This window comes from Streptomyces sp. NBC_00019 (assembly GCF_045041015.1).
Lineage (GTDB): Bacteria > Actinomycetota > Actinomycetes > Streptomycetales > Streptomycetaceae > Streptomyces.
In genome coordinates, this window is the sequence record NZ_CP108302.1 from 4,282,767 (window position 1) to 4,300,139 (window position 17,373).

The 17,373-nt window shown below is 70.3% G+C and carries 16 protein-coding genes and 1 pseudogene; 8 read left to right on the top strand and 9 right to left on the bottom strand.

The features are described 5' to 3' along the window. Positions 1-33: 33 nt before the first annotated feature. Positions 34-507: an SsgA family sporulation/cell division regulator gene (locus OHU89_RS20180; RefSeq protein WP_266891794.1), complete on the top strand. Its 474-nt coding sequence runs from the start codon at positions 34-36 to the stop codon at positions 505-507. Positions 508-520: 13 nt separating this feature from the next. Here the strand turns inward: OHU89_RS20180 and OHU89_RS20185 are convergent, their stop codons facing one another. Continuing rightward, the gene (locus OHU89_RS20185; protein WP_267015743.1) at positions 521-1,927 is read right to left on the bottom strand and encodes an FAD-binding oxidoreductase; all 1,407 of its coding nucleotides are present in this window, start codon (positions 1,925-1,927) and stop codon (positions 521-523) included. Positions 1,928-2,019: 92 nt separating this feature from the next. On the opposite strand from OHU89_RS20185, the gene OHU89_RS20190 reads away from it, so the two are divergent. Next, positions 2,020-3,468, top strand: coding sequence for a tetratricopeptide repeat protein (locus OHU89_RS20190; RefSeq protein ID WP_405644749.1), 1,449 nt, complete (start codon positions 2,020-2,022; stop codon positions 3,466-3,468). Here OHU89_RS20190 and OHU89_RS20195 read toward each other — a convergent pair. From OHU89_RS20195 to hppD, 4 genes and pseudogenes are all read right to left on the bottom strand, one after another. Continuing rightward, positions 3,465-3,722: pseudogene (locus OHU89_RS20195) on the bottom strand (nitrile hydratase subunit alpha); the annotation flags it as partial. The gene OHU89_RS20190 and the pseudogene OHU89_RS20195 overlap by 4 nt on opposite strands. 391 nt (positions 3,723-4,113) lie before the next feature. Next, complete coding sequence (locus tag OHU89_RS20200; RefSeq protein ID WP_405644751.1) at positions 4,114-4,509, bottom strand: hypothetical protein; 396 nt, start codon at positions 4,507-4,509, stop codon at positions 4,114-4,116. Positions 4,510-4,529: 20 nt separating this feature from the next. Beyond that, complete coding sequence (locus OHU89_RS20205; protein ID WP_405644752.1) at positions 4,530-5,384, bottom strand: Teichoic acid biosynthesis protein C (Precursor); 855 nt, start codon at positions 5,382-5,384, stop codon at positions 4,530-4,532. A 117-nt stretch (positions 5,385-5,501) separates the two neighbouring features. Next, a complete protein-coding gene (gene hppD, locus OHU89_RS20210) occupies positions 5,502-6,647 on the bottom strand; it encodes a 4-hydroxyphenylpyruvate dioxygenase (protein ID WP_266891781.1) in 1,146 nt (381 codons plus the stop codon). Between the two features lie 126 nt (positions 6,648-6,773). Here hppD and OHU89_RS20215 point away from each other — a divergent pair, with 126 nt between their 5' ends. The 5 genes from OHU89_RS20215 (at position 6,774) to OHU89_RS20235 (ending at position 10,914) form a co-directional block, all read left to right on the top strand. Next, on the top strand, positions 6,774-7,253 hold the full coding sequence (locus OHU89_RS20215) for an Lrp/AsnC family transcriptional regulator (RefSeq protein WP_365398737.1): 480 nt from the start codon (positions 6,774-6,776) through the stop codon (positions 7,251-7,253). A 20-nt stretch (positions 7,254-7,273) separates the two neighbouring features. Then, a complete protein-coding gene (locus OHU89_RS20220; protein WP_405644754.1) occupies positions 7,274-7,921 on the top strand; it encodes an ABC transporter permease in 648 nt (215 codons plus the stop codon). Then, a complete protein-coding gene (locus OHU89_RS20225) occupies positions 7,914-9,146 on the top strand; it encodes a betaine/proline/choline family ABC transporter ATP-binding protein (RefSeq protein WP_405644756.1) in 1,233 nt (410 codons plus the stop codon). Before OHU89_RS20220 ends, OHU89_RS20225 begins: the two co-directional genes overlap by 8 nt. Positions 9,147-9,148: 2 nt before the next feature. Beyond that, entirely contained in the window at positions 9,149-9,952 is an 804-nt protein-coding gene (locus OHU89_RS20230) for an ABC transporter permease (protein WP_405654576.1), read from the top strand. Between the two features lie 74 nt (positions 9,953-10,026). Then, positions 10,027-10,914 carry a glycine betaine ABC transporter substrate-binding protein gene (locus OHU89_RS20235; RefSeq protein ID WP_405654578.1) on the top strand — a complete coding sequence of 296 codons (888 nt, stop codon included), beginning with the start codon at positions 10,027-10,029 and terminating at the stop codon, positions 10,912-10,914. A 16-nt stretch (positions 10,915-10,930) separates the two neighbouring features. Here the strand turns inward: OHU89_RS20235 and OHU89_RS20240 are convergent, their stop codons facing one another. The 4 genes from OHU89_RS20240 to OHU89_RS20255 all read right to left on the bottom strand — a co-directional run bounded on the left by OHU89_RS20240 (position 10,931) and on the right by OHU89_RS20255 (position 15,794). After that, a complete protein-coding gene (locus OHU89_RS20240) occupies positions 10,931-11,722 on the bottom strand; it encodes a PDZ domain-containing protein (RefSeq protein WP_405644757.1) in 792 nt (263 codons plus the stop codon). A 225-nt stretch (positions 11,723-11,947) separates the two neighbouring features. Next, a complete protein-coding gene (locus tag OHU89_RS20245; RefSeq protein WP_046259016.1) occupies positions 11,948-12,589 on the bottom strand; it encodes an IclR family transcriptional regulator in 642 nt (213 codons plus the stop codon). Positions 12,590-12,919: 330 nt separating this feature from the next. After that, a complete protein-coding gene (locus OHU89_RS20250) occupies positions 12,920-14,710 on the bottom strand; it encodes a DEAD/DEAH box helicase (protein ID WP_266891772.1) in 1,791 nt (596 codons plus the stop codon). A gap of 160 nt (positions 14,711-14,870) precedes the next feature. Beyond that, positions 14,871-15,794, bottom strand: coding sequence for a LuxR C-terminal-related transcriptional regulator (locus OHU89_RS20255; RefSeq protein ID WP_405644759.1), 924 nt, complete (start codon positions 15,792-15,794; stop codon positions 14,871-14,873). 232 nt (positions 15,795-16,026) lie between these two features. On the opposite strand from OHU89_RS20255, the gene OHU89_RS20260 reads away from it, so the two are divergent. Continuing rightward, positions 16,027-17,337, top strand: a complete 1,311-nt coding sequence (locus OHU89_RS20260) for an MFS transporter (protein WP_405644761.1) — start codon at positions 16,027-16,029, stop codon at positions 17,335-17,337. The last annotated feature ends 36 nt before the right edge of the window (positions 17,338-17,373 follow it).

The following is a 17,373-nucleotide window of genomic DNA, read 5'->3' on the forward strand; positions in this document are numbered from 1 at the left end:
GTACGAGACAGACACGAGAGGGGAACACACGACATGCACACCGTGGTAGAGCGCGAGCTCGAGCTCAAACTCATTCTGTCGCCGGAGCGCAGCATCCCGGTCCCGGCCCGGCTCAGCTACCGCTCCGACGACCCGTACGCCGTCCACGTCGCCTTCCACATCGGCTCCGACCACCCGGTGAACTGGACGTTCGCCCGCGAGCTCCTGGTGGAGGGGGTGTTCCGGCCGTGCGGGCACGGGGACGTGCGGGTGTGGCCGACGAAGGTGGACGGCCGCAGCGTCGTCCTGATGGCGCTGAGTTCGCCCGACGGGGACGCCCTCCTCGAGGCGCCCGCGGCCCAGGTGTCGGCCTGGCTGGAGCGGACGCTGCGGGTGGTGCCCCCGGGGTCTGAGGGCGAGCAGCTCGGTATCGACGAGGCCCTGGCGGACCTGCTCGCCCCGACGCCCGCCGACGACCTGTGGCTGCGCGACCCGTGGCCGAGCGACGAGTCGAAGGACGGGGAGTGATCGCGTACGGACCTCAGAAGAGCTTGCCGGGGTTCAGGATCCCCAACGGGTCGAAGACCTGCTTGATCTGCCGCTGCATCTCCACGCCCACCGGGCCGATCTCGCGCGCCAGCCACTCCTTCTTGAGTACGCCCACGCCGTGCTCGCCGGTGATCGTGCCGCCGAGCTCCAGGCCGAGGGCCATGATCTCGTCGAAGGACTCGCGGGCGCGCCGGGACTCGTCGGGGTCGGCCGCGTCGAAGCAGACGGTGGGGTGGGTGTTTCCGTCGCCGGCGTGCGCGACGACGCCGATGGTGAGCTGGTACTTCTCGGCGATCCGCTCGGTCCCTTCGAGCATCTCGCCGAGCCGGGAGCGGGGCACGCACACGTCGTCGATCATCGTGGTGCCCTTGACGGCTTCGAGGGCGGTGAGCGACAGCCGGCGGGCCTGGAGGAGGAGTTCGGACTCGGCGACGTCGTCGGCGGGCACGACCTGCGTGGCGCCGGCCGCCTCGCACAGCGCGCCGAGGGCGGCGAGGTCGGCGGCCGGGTCAGTGGTGTCGAAGGCGGCGAGCAGCAGCGCCTCGGTGGTCTCCGGGAGTCCCATGTGGGCGAGGTCGTTGACGGCCTTGACCGTCGTACGGTCCATCAGTTCGAGGAGGGACGGCACATGCCCGCCCTCCATGATCCGGCACACCGCGTCGCAGGCGGCCGCGCCGGACGCGAACTCGGCGGCCAGCACCAGCTGCTCGGGCGGCTGCGGGCGCAGCGCCAGGGTCGCCTGGACGACGATGCCGAGGGAGCCTTCCGAGCCGACGAACAGGCGGGTCAGGTCGTACCCGGCGACGCCCTTCGCGGTCCGCCGGCCGGTGGACATCAGGCGGCCGTCCGCCAGGACCACGTCGAGTCCGAGGACGTATTCCGCCGTCACCCCGTACTTCACACAGCACAGCCCGCCGGAGGCGGTGCCGATGTTGCCGCCGATGGTGCACATCTCCCAGCTGGAGGGGTCCGGCGGGTAGTAGAGGCCGTGCTCGTTGACCGCGCGGGAGAGGGTGGCGTTGATGACGCCGGGCTCGACCACCGCGATGCGGTCGACGGGGTTGATCTCGAGGATGCGGTCCATCTTCGTCAGGGACAGCACGATGCAGCCGTCGGAGGCGTTGGCGCCGCCGGACAGGCCCGTGCGGGCGCCCTGTGGGACGACGGGGACGCGCAGTTCGGTGGCGGTGCGCATGACGTGTTGCACCTGCTCGACGGTGCGGGGCAGTACGACCACGGCGGGGGCGCCGGCCGGGCAGAAGCTGGCCATGTCGTTGGCGTAGGAGGCCGTGACGTCCGGGTCGGTCAGGACGGCCTCGGCGGGCAGACCGCTCAGGAGACGGTCGACCAGGTTCCCTGTCTGTTCGTCGCGAGGCGCTTCGATACGGCTCATGATCACAGCGTCGCACCTGGGTCCATCGGTGTGAACCCCGTCTGCGGCAACCGTCGCCTGCCCGGGTGTGGTCGTCGTATTGACGCACAGTGATCGCCATGGAGAACCATGAGGAGGCGGCCCCCCGGCGTTCGCGCATCGCACGGCGGGTTCTGATCGCGGCCGTCACCGGGTGTCTGGTGCTCGGCGGGACGCTGATGGTGCTGCCCTGGCAGCCGCCGGACACGCAGGCGCCCGCGCCGGCCCCGGGGGCGCAGGCGCGGGCGGCGGTCACCACGGGGGTGGCGGCCTCGCTGCCGGACCTGGCGGCGCTGATCGGTGAGCGGGAGACGCATCTGCGGAGGCATCCGCGGGACGCCGAGTCGTGGGCGGTGCTCGGGACGGCGTATGTGGAGCAGGGGCGGCGGACGGCGGAGCCGGCGTACTACCCGAAGGCGGACACCGCGTTGCGTACGTCGCTGAGGGTGCGGGCCAAGGGGAACGCCGAGTCGCTCGGCGGGCTCGCCGCGCTGGCGAACGCGCGGCGGGACTTCCGGGCGGCGAAGAGGTGGGGCGAGGCCGCGCTGAAGCTGGATCCGAGGCGCTGGACGACGTATCCGCCGCTGCTCGACGCCTACACCGGCCTCGGCGACTGGAAGGCGACGCAGCGGACTCTCGAGCGGTTGCAGGGGCTGCGCGGCGGGCCGGCCGTGATGGCGCGGGCCGGGGCGGTGTTCCGGGACCGGGGCTGGCGCGAGGACGCGATGGCGCAGCTCTCCGACGCGGCGGCGGGCGCTCAGGCGCCGGCCGAACGGGCCGCGTACCTGGAGCGGGTGGGGCAGCTGGCCTGGGAGCGCGGCGATCGTGAGCCGGCGCTGCGGCACTTCCAGGAGGCGGTGCGCATCGACCCCGACCAGCGGGCCGCGCAGGCCGGGCAGGGGCGGGTGCTGGCGGCGCTGGGGCGGACCTCGGAGGCGCTGAGCGCGTACCGGATGGCGCTGGCCAAGCAGCCGCATCCGCAGTACGCCCTGGAACTGGGCGAGTTGTACGAGTCGCTGGGGCTGCGGCAGGCGGCCCAGGTCCAGTACGACCTGTTGCGGGCGCGGGTGCGTAGTGCCGCGGCGGGCGGGGCCGACGAGGAGCTGGTCCTCGGGGTGTTCGAGGCGGACCACGGGGATCCGCAGGCGGCCGTACGGCGGCTGCGGGCGGAGTGGCGCCGCCAGCCCGGGATCGCGGTGGCCGACGCGCTGGGGTGGGCGCTGCACCGGGCCGGTCAGGACGAGGAGGCGCTGCGGTACGCGGTGCGGGCGACGGACAAGGTGCACGGCGGCGGGGTGCGCAGTGCGCTGCACGCGTATCACCGGGGCATGATCGAACGGGAGTTGGAGAAGTACGGGCCGGCCCGGCGCCACCTCCAAGAGGCGTTCCGGATCAACCCGTACTTCTCGCCGCTGCAGGTGCGGACGGCTCGGGAGGCGTTGACGGCGTTGGGTGAGCCGTCGGTGGAGGAGCTGCCGGTGATGGACGCGGAGACGGAGGCGGAGACGGAGACGGAGGCGGAGTCCTAGACCGCGGCGGTGCCGATCAGTGCGTTGCGTGTGACCAGCGCCGCCAGTTCGTCCTCCCCCAGCCCTGCGGTCCCCTCGGGCCTGCGGGGCAGCACCATGTAGCGCGACTCGGCGCTGGAGTCCCACACCGTGATGTCCATGGCGTCGGGCAGTTCGAGCCCGAACTCCCGCAGCACCTCGCGGGGTTCACGGACCACGCGGGAGCGGTAGGCCTCGGACTTGTACCAGCTCGGGGACGGGCCGAGGAGGCGGAGGAGTACCCCATTACTGAGCGAGCCGCAGCGGATCGGCTGGACACAACACGATCGTGCGATCGTCGGCCTGCAGTTTGAGGTGCCGTACAAGGGCCCCGGTAGCGTGGTCAGCGCGATCTGGAACGCCAGGTGTGGTGCCAGCGTGCGAGGCCCCTGCTCCACCAGCGTGATGGTTCAGGGCCTCCTCGTCGCCCTTGACCACGCTCACAGACCAGCTCGTGAGGGACTCCGCCCTCCCGGCACGGACCACGGACGCGATCCGTGTCGCCGCCCGGGCTGCGAAAGCGGACGACCAGTGCGCCCAAGACCGTTCGGGGCGTGCCGGCGCGCGGATTTGCTCCGCAAACCGCCCAGGAACGGTAGCAGGAGCAGAGGGCTCTGGCGTAAGCACTCAGGCTCGTTGGAAAGTCCCGCTTGCCGCAAACACACTGCGGTAAGCGGGGCTCATCTGCGAGGCAGCGGATCTGGGTAGAAGCTGCACGGCCCGATGCCACCGCAGGGCACCTTCGTCATCCAGCTCACCCGGCCCGATCACGCCCTTGCGTTCCAGGAGCGCGCAGATCGCGGTGAACCAGCGCTCGTAGTACGACGCCGCCAGATACTCGGCCGGTGGCATCGACTCGATCGCGTCCCGGAACTCGTTGGTGTTGAAGAGCCCTTGACCGCGCAGGGTGTTGAAGAGGCCGACGACCCGCGCCTCCCAGTCCGCGTGGAAGGGCTCGGTGTCGTCGGTGGTGTCGATGGCGCCGAAGCCCTCGGTGCCGCCGACGTCGTTGATCCTGGCCATGCGGCCAGCGTACGTTCGCCCTACTGCTTCGGCTTGTAGTAGAGGGAGAACCTGCGTTCCCCGGCCGCCCCGGAGGCGAGGCCCAGATACAGCCGCGTGCCGCCCTTGCGGCGGACGGCGAGGCCCTCCGGCTCGCGGTGGGTGAGGGAGCGGCCGGCCTCGGTGCGCAGCCGCTGGACCAGCTCGCCGGTGGTGATGTCGACGCTGGAGAGGTAGGCGTTGCCGTGCTCGGCGGGTGGGTTGGTCTCGGCGTCGTAGGCCGTCCCGGCGAGCTGGTAGAGGTGGCCGCGGTGCAGGGCGAAGCCCTGGAAGGGGATCTTCGTGTCGGGGTGCGCGGCGGGCTGGGCGATGTCGGCGACGGGGTGGTCGTACTCGCGGGCGACGAAGGCGTCGAGGTCCCAGATCCGGTAGCGCGGCTTGCCCTTGACGCGGTAGCGGACGGCTATGCGCCGGGAGGCCATGCAGACCGAGGGCTGGTTGTTGGTGGACCCCGGTATCGGCTTGCGTATCTTGACGTCCTCGCCGGTGCGGGTGGCGCCGTTCTTGAACTGGAAGCGGGTGACGCCCTGGCCGTAGCCGCCCTTGGCGTCGGCCTCGGTCCAGATCCAGACCTTGCCGTCGGCGGCGTTCTGCACACCGATGCTGACGCCGTGCCCGAAGCCCTGGAGGTTCATGCTGCCGAGCAGCTTGCCTTCGTGGTCGAGCTTGTTGAGGCACAGGTTGCCGGCGCCGATGCCACCGCGCCGCACCTGGAGGACGTACAGGTGCTGGTGCACCTCGTCGAAGGCGAAGGACTGCAGGACCGTGCCCTCCTTGAGGGCCTTCTCCTTCATCCAGCGGGTCGCCGGTACGTCGAGGTCGATGCGGTCGGTCACGGTCGGTGTCCCCAGGGCCCTGCGGACGCCCCGATGACGTCCACAGGACCAGAGAGTGTCAACTCCCGTTCACTGGTTTCAAGGTTCTGCGAAAGCGCTTGTGGATTTACCTGACATTCACAGGTTTCCGCGCCGCTCCTGCTCCCGCTCGATCGCCTCGAAGAGGGCCTTGAAGTTGCCCTTGCCGAAGCCCATCGAGCCGTGCCGCTCGATGAGTTCGAAGAACACGGTCGGCTTGTCCTGGACCGGCTTGGTGAAGATCTGCAGCAGATAGCCGTCCTCGTCGCGGTCGGCGAGGATCTTCAGCTCGCGCAGGGTGTCGACGGGCACGCGGGTGTCGCCGACCCACTCGCCGAGGGTGTCGTAGTAGGAGTCCGGGGTGTCGAGGAACTGGACTCCGGCCGCCCGCATGGTCCGTACGGTCTCGACGATGTCGTTGGTGTTGAGCGCGATGTGCTGGACGCCCGCGCCGCCGTAGAACTCCAGGTACTCGTCGATCTGGGACTTCTTCTTGGCGATGGCGGGCTCGTTGATCGGGAACTTGACCTTGAGCGTGCCGTCCGCGACGACCTTCGACATCAGCGCGCTGTACTCGGTGGCGATGTCGTCGCCCACGAACTCCTTCATGTTCGTGAAGCCCATGACCTTGTTGTAGAAGCCGACCCACTCGTTCATCCGGCCGAGCTCGACGTTGCCGACGCAGTGGTCGATGGCCTGGAAGGTGCGGTGGGCGGGCGGCTGGACGAGCGGGGCCACCGCGGTGAAGCCGGGGAGGTAGGGGCCGTCGTAGCCGGAGCGGTCGACGAGGGTGTGGCGGGTCTCGCCGTACGTGGCGATCGCGGCGAGTACGACGGTGCCGTGCTCGTCCTTCAGCTCGTACGGCTCGGTGACCGAGCGGGCGCCGTGCTCCAGGGCGTAGGCGTACGCGGCGCGGGCGTCCGGGACCTCGATGGCGAGGTCGATCACGCCGTCGCCGTGCTCGGCCACGTGCTGGGCCAGGAAGTGGCCCCAGGTGGTGGCGGGCTTGATCACCGAGGTGAGCACGAAGCGGGCGGAGCCGTTCTCCAGGACGTAGCTCGCGGTCTCGCGGCTGCCGTTCTCCGGTCCGGAGTAGGCGACCAGCTTCATGCCGAAGGCGGTGGAGTAGTAGTGCGCCGCCTGCTTGGCGTTGCCCACGGCGAAGACGACCGCGTCCATTCCCTTGACCGGGAAGGGGTCGGCCTGCCGGGCGGTGTCGGGAGTGTGGTGAGTGGTCTGCGTCATGCTCGCAGCCTTCTCCGCGGGCGCAAGGTGCGCAATAGTTTGCGTTTCTGGTGTGCAATATGACCAGTGCTGAGCTCGTTTCTGCGGGCTCCCTGTACAGGATGACCACTGGGAAGGGTGGCTCTCGTGGGGATCGACGGACTGGACGGGCGGATCATCGTGCTGCTGGCGCGGGAGCCGCGGATCGGGGTGCTGGAGATGTCCCGGCGGCTGGGGGTGGCGCGCGGGACCGTGCAGGCGCGTCTGGACCGGCTTCAGTCGAATGGCGTCATCCGGGGATTCGGGCCGCAGGTGGATCCGGCCGCGCTCGGCTATCCGGTGACCGCGTTCGCCACGCTGGAGATCCGGCAGGGGCAAGGGGCGGACGTACGGGCGCACTTGGCGACCGTGCCGGAGGTCCTGGAGCTGCACACCACGACCGGAAGCGGGGACATGCTGTGCCGGCTCGTGGCCAGGTCGAACGCCGATCTCCAGCGCGTGATCGACCTGGTTGTCGGTTTTGATGGCATTGTCCGGGCCGCCACGGCGATCGTGATGGAGAACCCCGTTCCGCTGCGGATCATCCCGCTGGTGGAGCAGGCGGCGGAAGACGAGGACAGGACCTAGCTGCCGTGGGGTGACCGCGTGTGAACTTCTGGGAGTACCTGGGCAACCGCCATCAGCAGCTGCTCTCGGACGCCTACCAACACGCGAGCGTCGTCTTCCAGTGCATGGTCGTGGCGACGGTGATCGGGGTGGTGATCGGTGTGGTCACCTATCGCAGCGACTGGGCGGGCAACCTCGCCACGACGGCCACCTCGACGATCCTGACCATCCCGTCGCTCGCCATGATCGGTCTGCTCATCCCGATCGTCGGCCTGGGCGTGCCGCCCACGGTGATCGCGCTGACCCTGTACGGCCTGCTGCCGATCGTGCGCAACTCGATCGTCGGCCTGCGCGGCGTCGACCCGTCGCTGGTGGACGCGGCGACGGGCATCGGGATGTCCCGGCTGATGCGACTCGTGCGAGTCGAGCTGCCGCTGGCCTGGCCGCCGATCCTGACCGGCATCCGGGTCTCCACGCAGATGCTGATGGGCATCGCCGCCATCGCCGCCTATGCCTCCGGGCCCGGCCTCGGCAACGAGATCTTCCGTGGCATCGCCTCCCTGGGCAGCAAGAACGCCCTCAACCAGGTGCTCGCGGGCACGCTCGGGATCATCGTCCTGGCCCTGCTGTTCGACGCCGCGTACGTCCTGATCGGACGGCTGACCATTCCCAGGGGGATCCGTGTCTGAAGCCTCCGGCGCCTCCATCGAGTTGGAGAACCTGACCAAGAGGTATCCCGGCAATCCACAGCCTTCCGTCGACAACGTCAACATGGAGATCAAGGCGGGCGAGATCGTCATCTTCGTCGGCCCCTCCGGCTGCGGTAAGTCGACCACGCTCAAGATGATCAACCGGCTGATCGAGCCGACCGGCGGCCGGATCCGCATCGGCGGCGAGGACGTCACCGACATCGATCCGGTGAAGCTGCGCCGCAAGGTGGGCTATGCGATCCAGTCGGCCGGTCTGTTCCCGCACATGACGGTCGCGCAGAACATCGCGCTGGTGCCGAAGATGGTCGGCTGGGGCAACAGCCGGATCAAGGACCGCGTCGAGGAGCTCCTCGACCTGGTGGGGCTGGACCCCGGCGAGTTCCACGGCCGCTATCCCCGTCAGCTCTCCGGCGGTCAGCAGCAACGCGTGGGCGTCGCCCGGGCGTTGGCGGCGGACCCGCCCGTCCTGCTGATGGACGAGCCGTTCGGCGCGGTCGACCCGATCACCCGTGACCATCTCCAGGACGAGCTGATCAGGCTCCAGCACGAGCTGCACAAGACGATCGTCTTCGTCACGCACGACTTCGACGAGGCGATCAAGCTCGGTGACCGGATCGCCGTGTTGCGCGAACGCTCGCACATCGCGCAGTTCGACACCCCGGAGGCGATCCTCACCAACCCGGCGGACGACTTCGTGTCCGGGTTCGTCGGGGCCGGGGCGGCTCTCAAGCGGCTCAACCTCACCCGCGTACGGGACGTGGAGATCACCGACTATCCGACGGTCACCGTCGACGACCCGCTCCAGGACATCTTCAACGGGCTCCGGGGCAGCGGTACCAACGAGATCCTGCTGCTCGACAAGCGGGGGCGGCCCTACAAGTGGCTCAGGCGCGGGGACCTGATGCGGGCGAAGGGCTCGCTGGCCCGGGCCGGGACGCTGGTGCACGACACGGTGACCCGGGACGCGACCCTGCGGGACGCCCTCGAGGCCGTGCTCACCGACAACGCGGGGCGGGTCGCGGTCACCGGGCGGCGCGGTGAGTACACCGGCGTCGTGGACATGGAGACGCTCATGAACTCCGTGCACGAGCTGCTGGAGGCCGACCGGCTGGACGCCGTGGAGCACCAGCACGAGCTGGAGGAGACCCGCGCCCACCAGACGCACGCCGAGCAGGAGGGCGACGGAGGGGAGAAGAAGGCGTGAGCATCCCCGAGCTGGAGGAGGACGCGCCGGCGGAGCGGGAGGCGCAGCCACCGCCGGTCACCGCCCGGCAGCGGGTCACCTGGCAGAAGCTGACCTTTCTGCCCGCCGTGCTGGTGGCGGTGCTGCTGGCGACCTGGCTGTGGTTCCAGCAGGCGGACCTGGACTCGATCTCCGAGAACGCCCTGTCGAACGGGCAGGTCTCGAAGGCGCTTTGGCAGCATGTGCAGCTGACGGTGATCTCGACGTTCTTCGTGCTGATCATCGCGATCCCGCTGGGCATCCTGCTGACCCGCAAGATGTTCCGCCCGGCGACCCCGGTGGCGATGGCGTTCGCCAACATGGGGCAGGCGACACCGGCGATCGGTCTGCTGGCCCTGCTGGTGATCTGGCTCGGCACGGGCATGAAGTCGGCGCTGATCGGCATGATCATCTACGCCGTGCTGCCCGTGCTCGCGAACACCGTCGCGGGCCTGAAGGCCAACGACCCGACCCTGCTGGAAGCGGCCCGGGGCATCGGCATGTCCCCGCTGGGGGCGCTCGCCCGCGTCGAACTGCCGTTGGCGGTCCCGCTGATCCTGGCGGGCGTGCGGACGGCGCTGGTGCTGAACGTCGGGACGGCGACACTGGCGACCTTCGGCGGCGGCGGAGGTCTGGGCGTTCTGATCACGACCGGCATCACCACCCAGCGCATGCCGGTGCTGATGCTGGGCTCGATCCTCACGGTCGCCCTCGCCCTGCTGGTGGACTGGCTGGCGTCGCTTGCCGAACTGCTCCTCAGACCACGGGGGTTGGAGGTGGGGACGTGAAGCGCGCGGGCGTGCTGGCGACGGCGGGCGTACTGGTCCTGGCCTCTGCGTGCGGCCTCACCAGTGGTTCGCCCATGGTCGACGACGTGACGCCCGGCTCCATCGGCAAGGGCCTGCCCCTCGAGGGCGCCGACCTCACCGTCACGTCCAAGGAGTTCACCGAGCAGCTGATCCTCGGCGCGATCATGGGGATCGCCTTCCAGGCGGCCGGGGCGGATGTCCTGGACCGGACGGGCATCCAGGGTTCGATCGGGGCCCGGGAGGCGGTCAAGTCCGGTGACGCGGACGGGATGTACGAGTACACGGGCACCGCCTGGATCACGTACCAGGGCAACAGCGAGCCGATCGACGACCCGCGGGAGCAGTGGGCCGCGGTACGGAAGGCCGACCTGAAGAACGGGCTGACGTGGCTGGCGCCGGCGTCCCTCAACAACACGTACGCGCTCGCGATGAACCAGGCCAACTTCAAGAAGTACGGCACGAAGACGCTGTCGGACGTGGCGGCGCTGTCGAAGTCGGACCCCGGGGCCGTGACCCTGTGCGTGGAGAGCGAGTTCGCCAACCGCGCGGACGGGCTGCCGGGTATGGAGAAGGCGTACGGGATGAGCGTCCCGGCGAAGAACATCACGCAGATGGACACCGGGATCATCTACACCCAGGTGAAGAAGGGCAGTTGCACCTACGGCGAGGTCTTCACCACCGACGGCCGCATCAAGTCCATGAACCTCGTGGTGATGGCCGACGACAGGAAGTTCTTCCCCAACTACAACGCGGCGCCCGCGATCAACTCCAAGGCGCTGAAGAAGTGGCCGGCGATCGCGGAGGTCCTCGACCCGGTCACGAAGAAGCTGGACAACACGGTCGCGCAGGAGCTGAACGCCAAGGTGGACGTGGACGGGCAGGATCCGCACCAGGTCGCGCTGGACTGGATGAAGAAGGAGGGGTTCGTGAAGGAGAAGTAGTGCCGCCGGACAGGCCCTAGCAGCTCGGGACGGAGCCCTTCCCGGTCTCCAGCGCCACCAGCGCACTCACCGCGCCCTTGAGCGTGGTCACCGGAACGAGCCGCAGCCCCTTCGGCAGCTCCGCCTCCGCGTCCGAGCACTCGTCCTCGGGGACCAGGAACACCGTCGCCCCGTCCCGCTTCGCGGCCTGCGTCTTCAGGGGCACGCCCCCGACCGCGCCCACCGTGCCGTCGGCGTCGATCGTGCCGGTCCCGGCGATGGTGCGGCCGCCGGTGAGGTCGCCGCCGCTGCCGTCGCCGTTCAGCTTGTCGACGATGCCCAGGGAGAACAGCAGGCCCGCGCTGGGGCCGCCCACGTCCGCCAGCTTCAGCGAGACCTTGATGTCGTCGTCCTTGAGGTCCAGGTAGTTCAGCGCCGCCTGCGTCGCCGCGTCCTGGGACTCCTTCATCTGAGCGGTGTTGTGCTGCTCGATCTCCTTGGTGGACTGCCCGCTCGGATAGACCGAGTCGCGCGGCATGACCGCCCGGTCCGTGTCGAACCACGCGTCGAGCACATCGCCGAGCGAGACCCGGGTGTCCGGATTGGTCGCCTCGATCGTCGTCATCCGGAGCTGTCCGCTGGTGTCCCGGGTCGGCACACCCGAGATCGTGATCACCGGGGTGCCCTTGTTCTCCCCGAGGACGTTCGCCGTCATACCGGGCTGTGCCAGCGAGAACGGCAGCGGTACGAAGGCCGCCGTGGCGAGCAGGGCCACGACGGGCAGGGCACAGACGGCTACGGCCTGGGGACGTGTAAGGCGAGAGAGCACGGGATCAATCTAACGCGACGACCACTTCCGGCCGGGGCCCGGTCAGCCGGCGTACGGATCCTCCCGGCGGCGGGCGAGGCGCCGTGGCACCTCCGGGAGCGACTCGACGCCGATGCCGGGCGCGACGGACACGCCGGTGCCGGGGGTGGCGCTCACGCGAGCGGCGTGAGCCGGCCCACCCCCGTGGTCCGCCCTGCCGTCATGGCTCGCGGATCCGGCGAACGGTCAGCGCAATGCCTCCGCGACCTCCTTCGCCGCGTCCACGACCCGTGGCCCCACGCGTTCCGGCACCGCGTCGGCCAGCATCACGACTCCGACGCTGCCCTCGACGCCCGTGACGCCGAGCAGCGGTGCGGCGGCGCCGCTCGCGCCCGCCTCCAGCTCCCCGTGCGTCAGGGTGTACCCGGGGTCCCGGAGCGGCTGGGTACGGGCGGAGAGGATCGCTCGGCCTGCGGCCCCGCGGTCCAGTGGGTGACGGAATCCGGCCCGGTACGCCACGTGGTAGTCCGTCCACGTCGGCTCGACCACGGCGACGGCGAGCGCCTCCGCCCCGTCGACCAGGGTGAGATGAGCGGTGGCTCCTATGTCCTCGGCCAGTGAGCGCAGGGCCGGCAGTGCCGCCTCGCGCACCAGGGGGTGCACCTGACGGCCAAGGCGCAGCACCCCGAGCCCGACCCGGGCACGTCCGCCCAGGTCACGCCGTACGAGGGCATGTTGTTCCAGCGTGGCGAGCAACCGGTACACCACGGTCCGGTTGACGCCCAGTTTGTTGGATAGCTCGGTGACGGTCAGCCCGTGGTCCGTATCGGCCAGCAGCTTGAGGACACGTAGTCCTCGGTCGAGCGTCTGAGAGGTCTCCGCGGTCACGACGCCCACTCCTCCAGTGGTGAGGTCGGCGGCCCTGTCGCGGGGATGCGTCATCGAGTCCCGTCGGTGACGCGCTTCAGAGGCCGCCGATCGGCCGGCGGCCCGGAGCGGTTTCCGGACCGCGTCGCTTCACGGCTGCGCTCCGCGGCGGCGCTGCCACGGGGCGTGTGCGTAGCGGGACTGTAGCGATGCCGGTTCGCTGAGCGGAAGGCTCCGTCCAGAATCCGGGCATCGGCTGGTACGGAGCACTCCGATTTGTCCTGCTATGTACGGCGCTCGGTGATCGAAGCGCGCCCCACCGTGCCCGGGGTGCCCCCGCACTGCCCGGCGTCACTTCATCCGGGTCGCCCACTCCTGCACCTTGGCGATCCGCTGCCGCAGCTGCCCGGCCGTCGCCTCGGCGCTCGGCGGTCCCCCGCACAGCCGCCGCAGCTCGGTGTGGATGACGCCGTGCGGCTTGCCGCTCTGGTGGACGTACGCGCTGACCATGGTGTTGAGCTGCTTGCGGAGCTCCATCATCTCCTTGTGCGAGACGACGGGCCGCCGCTCGGCGGGCAGTTCGAGAAGGTCCGCCTCGGAGTCCGGCTTCTTGCGGCTGTGCGCGATCTGCCGGGCCTGCCGCTTCTGGAGCAGCAGCTGCACCTGGTCGGGTTCGAGGAGCCCGGGGATACCGAGGTAGTCCTGCTCCTCCTCGCTCCCGGGGTGAGCCTGCATGCCGAACTCGGCGCCGTCGTAGAGCACCCGGTCGAAGACGGCCTCGGACTCCAGCGCCTCGAAGGAGAACTGCTCCTGCTCGCCGGTGTCCTCGTCCTGCTCCTTGTTCGCCTCCTCCATCTCCTTCTCCGACTCGGCGTACGGGTCCTCCTCGCCCTCCTTCTTCGGCTTGTCGAGGGCGTGGTCCCGTTCCACCTCCATCTCGTTGGCGAAGGTGAGCAGGTCGGGGACGGTCGGCAGGAAGACGGAGGCGGTCTCGCCGCGGCGCCGGGAACGCACGAAACGGCCGACGGCCTGGGCGAAGAAGAGCGGCGTGGAGATGGTGGTGGCGTAGACGCCCACCGCCAGCCGCGGCACGTCGACGCCTTCCGACACCATGCGGACGGCGACCATCCAGCGGTCGTTGCTCGCGCTGAAGTCGTCGATGCGCTTGGACGCGGCGGCTTCGTCGGAGAGCACGAGGGTCGCCTTGCTCCCAGTGATCTCCCGGATCAGCTTGGCGTAGGCACGCGCCGAGTCCTGGTCGGAGGCGATGACAAGGGCACCGGCGTCCGGGATGGCCTTGCGGACCTCGGTGAGCCGCTGGTCGGCGGCGCGCAGCACGCTCGGCATCCACTCGCCGCGCGGATCCAGCGCCGTACGCCAGGCCTGGCTGATCGCGTCCTTGGTCATGGGCTCGCCGAGCCGGGCGGCGATCTCGTCGCCCGCCTTGGTGCGCCAGCGCATGTTGCCGCTGTAGCTCAGGAAGATGACCGGCCGGACGACATGGTCGGCGAGCGCGTTGCCGTAGCCGTAGGTGTAGTCGGCGGCGGACCGACGGATGCCGGCGTTGTCCTCCTCGTACGTCACGAAGGGGATGGGGTTGGTGTCGGACCGGAAGGGCGTACCGGTGAGGGCGAGTCGGCGGGTGGCCGGCTCGAAGGCCTCCAGGCACGCCTCGCCCCAGGACTTGGAGTCACCGGCGTGGTGGATCTCGTCGAGGATGACGAGCGTCTTGCGCTGCTCGACGCGGTTGCGGTGCAGCATGGGGCGCACGCCGACACCGGCGTACGTCACGGCGACCCCGTGGTAGTCCTTGCCGAGCGGACCCGCGCTGTACTCCGGGTCCAGCTTGATCCCTATCCGCGCGGCCGCTTCCGCCCACTGCTTCTTCAGGTGCTCGGTCGGCGCGACCACGGTCACCTGCTGCACGACGTGGTGGTGCAGCAGCCAGGAGGCGAGGGTCAGCGCGAAGGTGGTCTTGCCGGCGCCGGGGGTGGCGACGGCGAGGAAGTCGCGCGGCTGCTCCTGGACGTACTTCTCCATCGCACCCTGCTGCCAGGCGCGCAGCTTGCTGGCGGTGCCCCAGGGGGCGCGGCCGGGGAAGGCGGGAGAGAGGTGGTGGGAGGAGGCGGCGGTGGTAGTCACGGTCTCCGTAAAGGGGTCGAGCGGCTCGGCTGGCGGTGCGGACGGGTCGGCTACGTATGACAACCGGGCCACCCTACCGGCGGCCCGGCGGGGTCAACGTGCGGACAGGCCCGGGTCCCCCGTGGGTGGGACCGAGGTCACATGGCCACCGCGCGTACCGTCACCCGCCGTCGTCCTCCAGCAGACCCGACGTGGCCACCAGGTACCCGAGCTGGGCCCTGCTCCCGCTGCCCAGCCGCAAGGACACCTTCCTGATGTGCTCCGCCACGCTTCTGCGGCTCATGCCGAGGCGGCGGGCTATGGAGTCGTCGGTCTCGCCCGCGACGACCGCGCGCAGGATCGTCTGCTGGAGGTCGGAGGTGACAGCGGGGTTGCGGCGCTCGGCGGGGTCGGCCGGGTGCACGGGGGTGGAGCGTTCCCAGGTCTGCTCGAAGACGCGGGCAAGGAAGCGGACCAGGGCGGGGTCCCGGATCTGCAGGGCGCCGTCCGCGCCGTCCTGCGACAGCGACACGAAGGCGACCGAGCGGTCACAGACGATCAGCCGTTCGACGACCTCGGCCAGGGTGCGCACCTCGGCCCCCGCCTCGGTGACCCGCTCGATGTACGCCATGGTCGGCCGGTGCGCGTGCACGGTGTGCTGGTACAGGGTGCGCTGGCGGACCCCGCGCCGCAACGCCCGCAGATCGCGGCCGAGCGCCTCGCGCAGGGTCGCCTCCGCGCGGCCGCCGCCCGGCTGGGCGGTGAGCAGTTCGTGCCGGCAGTCCCCCACCGCCGCCTCCAGGGCCGCGCTGATCACCGCCTTCTCGGTCAGCCGGACCAGGGCGGGCAGGGCCGAGCGCTGCTCGCGCGCGTACAGCGACTCGAAGGCGGTGAGCCGTGCGGACGCCGACCGCAGGGCCCGGCGCTGCTCGGCCAGCCGGTCCTCCATCGTGGACAGCACGGCGAAGCGCGCGGCGTCCGGCGCCACCGGCAGACACCAGCCGGGCGGGTCCGCGTCGTCGGCGACGACGAGTCCGAGTTCCGTCAGACAGCGCGGCACCTCGTCGGCCGGCACCCGTCCCTCGCGCAGCGCGGTGCGATACACCGCCAGCGCTCGCGGGCAAGGGCGGGTCGGACGCGTTTCATGGCAATCACACGTGCGTGGGTCGAAATGATCACGCTTCACAAGTGTGCAGATTACATTCATGCGCCCGTGTCCCTCGGACCGAACTCCGCACCACCTGACTAGTGTTCGACAGGTTCTGTTCGACGGGTTCCGCCCCTGCGGCCGCCCTGCCCGCACCTCGCCCTGTTGCCGTCCGCGAAGGAAGTCGAGAATGCCGGAACCCGTCACGGCCTCGGTGCGGGAACGCCGGTACCGCATCCTGGTCGCGGGCTACGCCCTGTCGTCGTACGGCAGTTATCTCAACGTCGTCGCGCTCAATCTGTACGTCTACGCCGTCACCGACCGCGCGCTCGCCGTCGGCGCCTTCATGGCCGTACGCCTCGCCGCGGGCATCGTCGCGGGGCTGCTGGCCGCGCCGATCCTGGCCCGGTGGTCGGCGCGGTCCGTCATGTTCTGGGTGAACGTGGTGCAGGCTGCGGTGCTGGCGGTCCTGGTGGCGGCGCCCGACACGCTGCGCACGCCCGTGCTGTTCGTGGTCTCGGCGGTGGGCGGGATCACCGGCACGGTCTTCCTGGTCGCGCTGCGCAGCTCGGTCATCCCGGAGATGGTGGCCGAGGACCGCCGTACCTGGGCCAACTCGCTGATGGTGAGCGGCCGTTCGCTGGCGATGGTGGCCGGGTTCGCGTCGGCCGGTGTGGTCGTCTCCCTGCTCGGCTACACGGCGGCCTTCCTGCTGGACATGGCCACGTTCCTGGTGTGCGCGGTGGCGGTGGCCCAACTGCCCGTCACCCGGCGGCCGAAGCCGGACGCGGCGGAGGACTCGGCGGAGGCTGCGAGTCCAGTCGGGGCCGGGAAGAAGCGCCGCCGGCTGCCCGCCGCGGTGATGGTCCTGGCCGGCGCGCCCGTGCTCGGCCTGATGGTGCTGCTGCGGGGTGTCGACGCGCTCGGCTCGTCCTCGCACAACGCGGCGCTGCCCGTGTACTCGACGGAACTGGACACCGACAGCCCGGCCACGTTCGTCAGCGTGTTCTGGTGTGTGTGGGCGTTCGGCAACATCGTGGCCCAGCAGGTGATCCAGCGGCTGCCGCGGCGCTCGGAACAGGCCCTGGGCGCACTGGGCTTCGGGCTCGGCACCATCGTGATGTCCGGCGCCTTCATCCTGGCCTTCGCCGGGCTGCCCTGGACCGCGACCGTGCTGATCGCGCTGGTCGCGGGGGCGGCCGACGGACTGACCGAGGTGTCCTACACCCAGCATCTGCAGACCCTGCCGGACCGTCTGCGCACCCATGCCTTCGGGCTGTCGGCGACCGTGGAGAGCTTCGGCTTCGGCGCCGGGATGATCGCGGTCGGCGCCGCGCTCGACGTGTTCTCGCCGCTGTCGGTCGTCGCGGTCGCACATGGTGTGGCCATCGTGATCGCCGTGCTCTTCGTGGCCCTGGTGCTGCGCCGCCGTTCGACGGCTCCGGCCGGCACCGAGGCGGAGGGCAAGGGCACGGAGGCGGAGGCGCGCGCGGAGGTGTGAAACGGACCCGGACGTCGAACCATCGAGCCGGAGCAG

Coding starts and splice junctions, on each gene's coding strand:
- OHU89_RS20180 (WP_266891794.1), top strand. CDS start 34: ATGCACACCGTGGTAGAGCGCGAGCTCGAGCTCAAACTCATTCTGTCG.
- OHU89_RS20190 (WP_405644749.1), top strand. CDS start 2,020: ATGGAGAACCATGAGGAGGCGGCCCCCCGGCGTTCGCGCATCGCACGG.
- OHU89_RS20200 (WP_405644751.1), bottom strand. CDS start 4,509: ATGGCCAGGATCAACGACGTCGGCGGCACCGAGGGCTTCGGCGCCATC.
- hppD (WP_266891781.1), bottom strand. CDS start 6,647: ATGACGCAGACCACTCACCACACTCCCGACACCGCCCGGCAGGCCGAC.
- OHU89_RS20235 (WP_405654578.1), top strand. CDS start 10,027: ATGGTCGACGACGTGACGCCCGGCTCCATCGGCAAGGGCCTGCCCCTC.
- OHU89_RS20260 (WP_405644761.1), top strand. CDS start 16,027: ATGCCGGAACCCGTCACGGCCTCGGTGCGGGAACGCCGGTACCGCATC.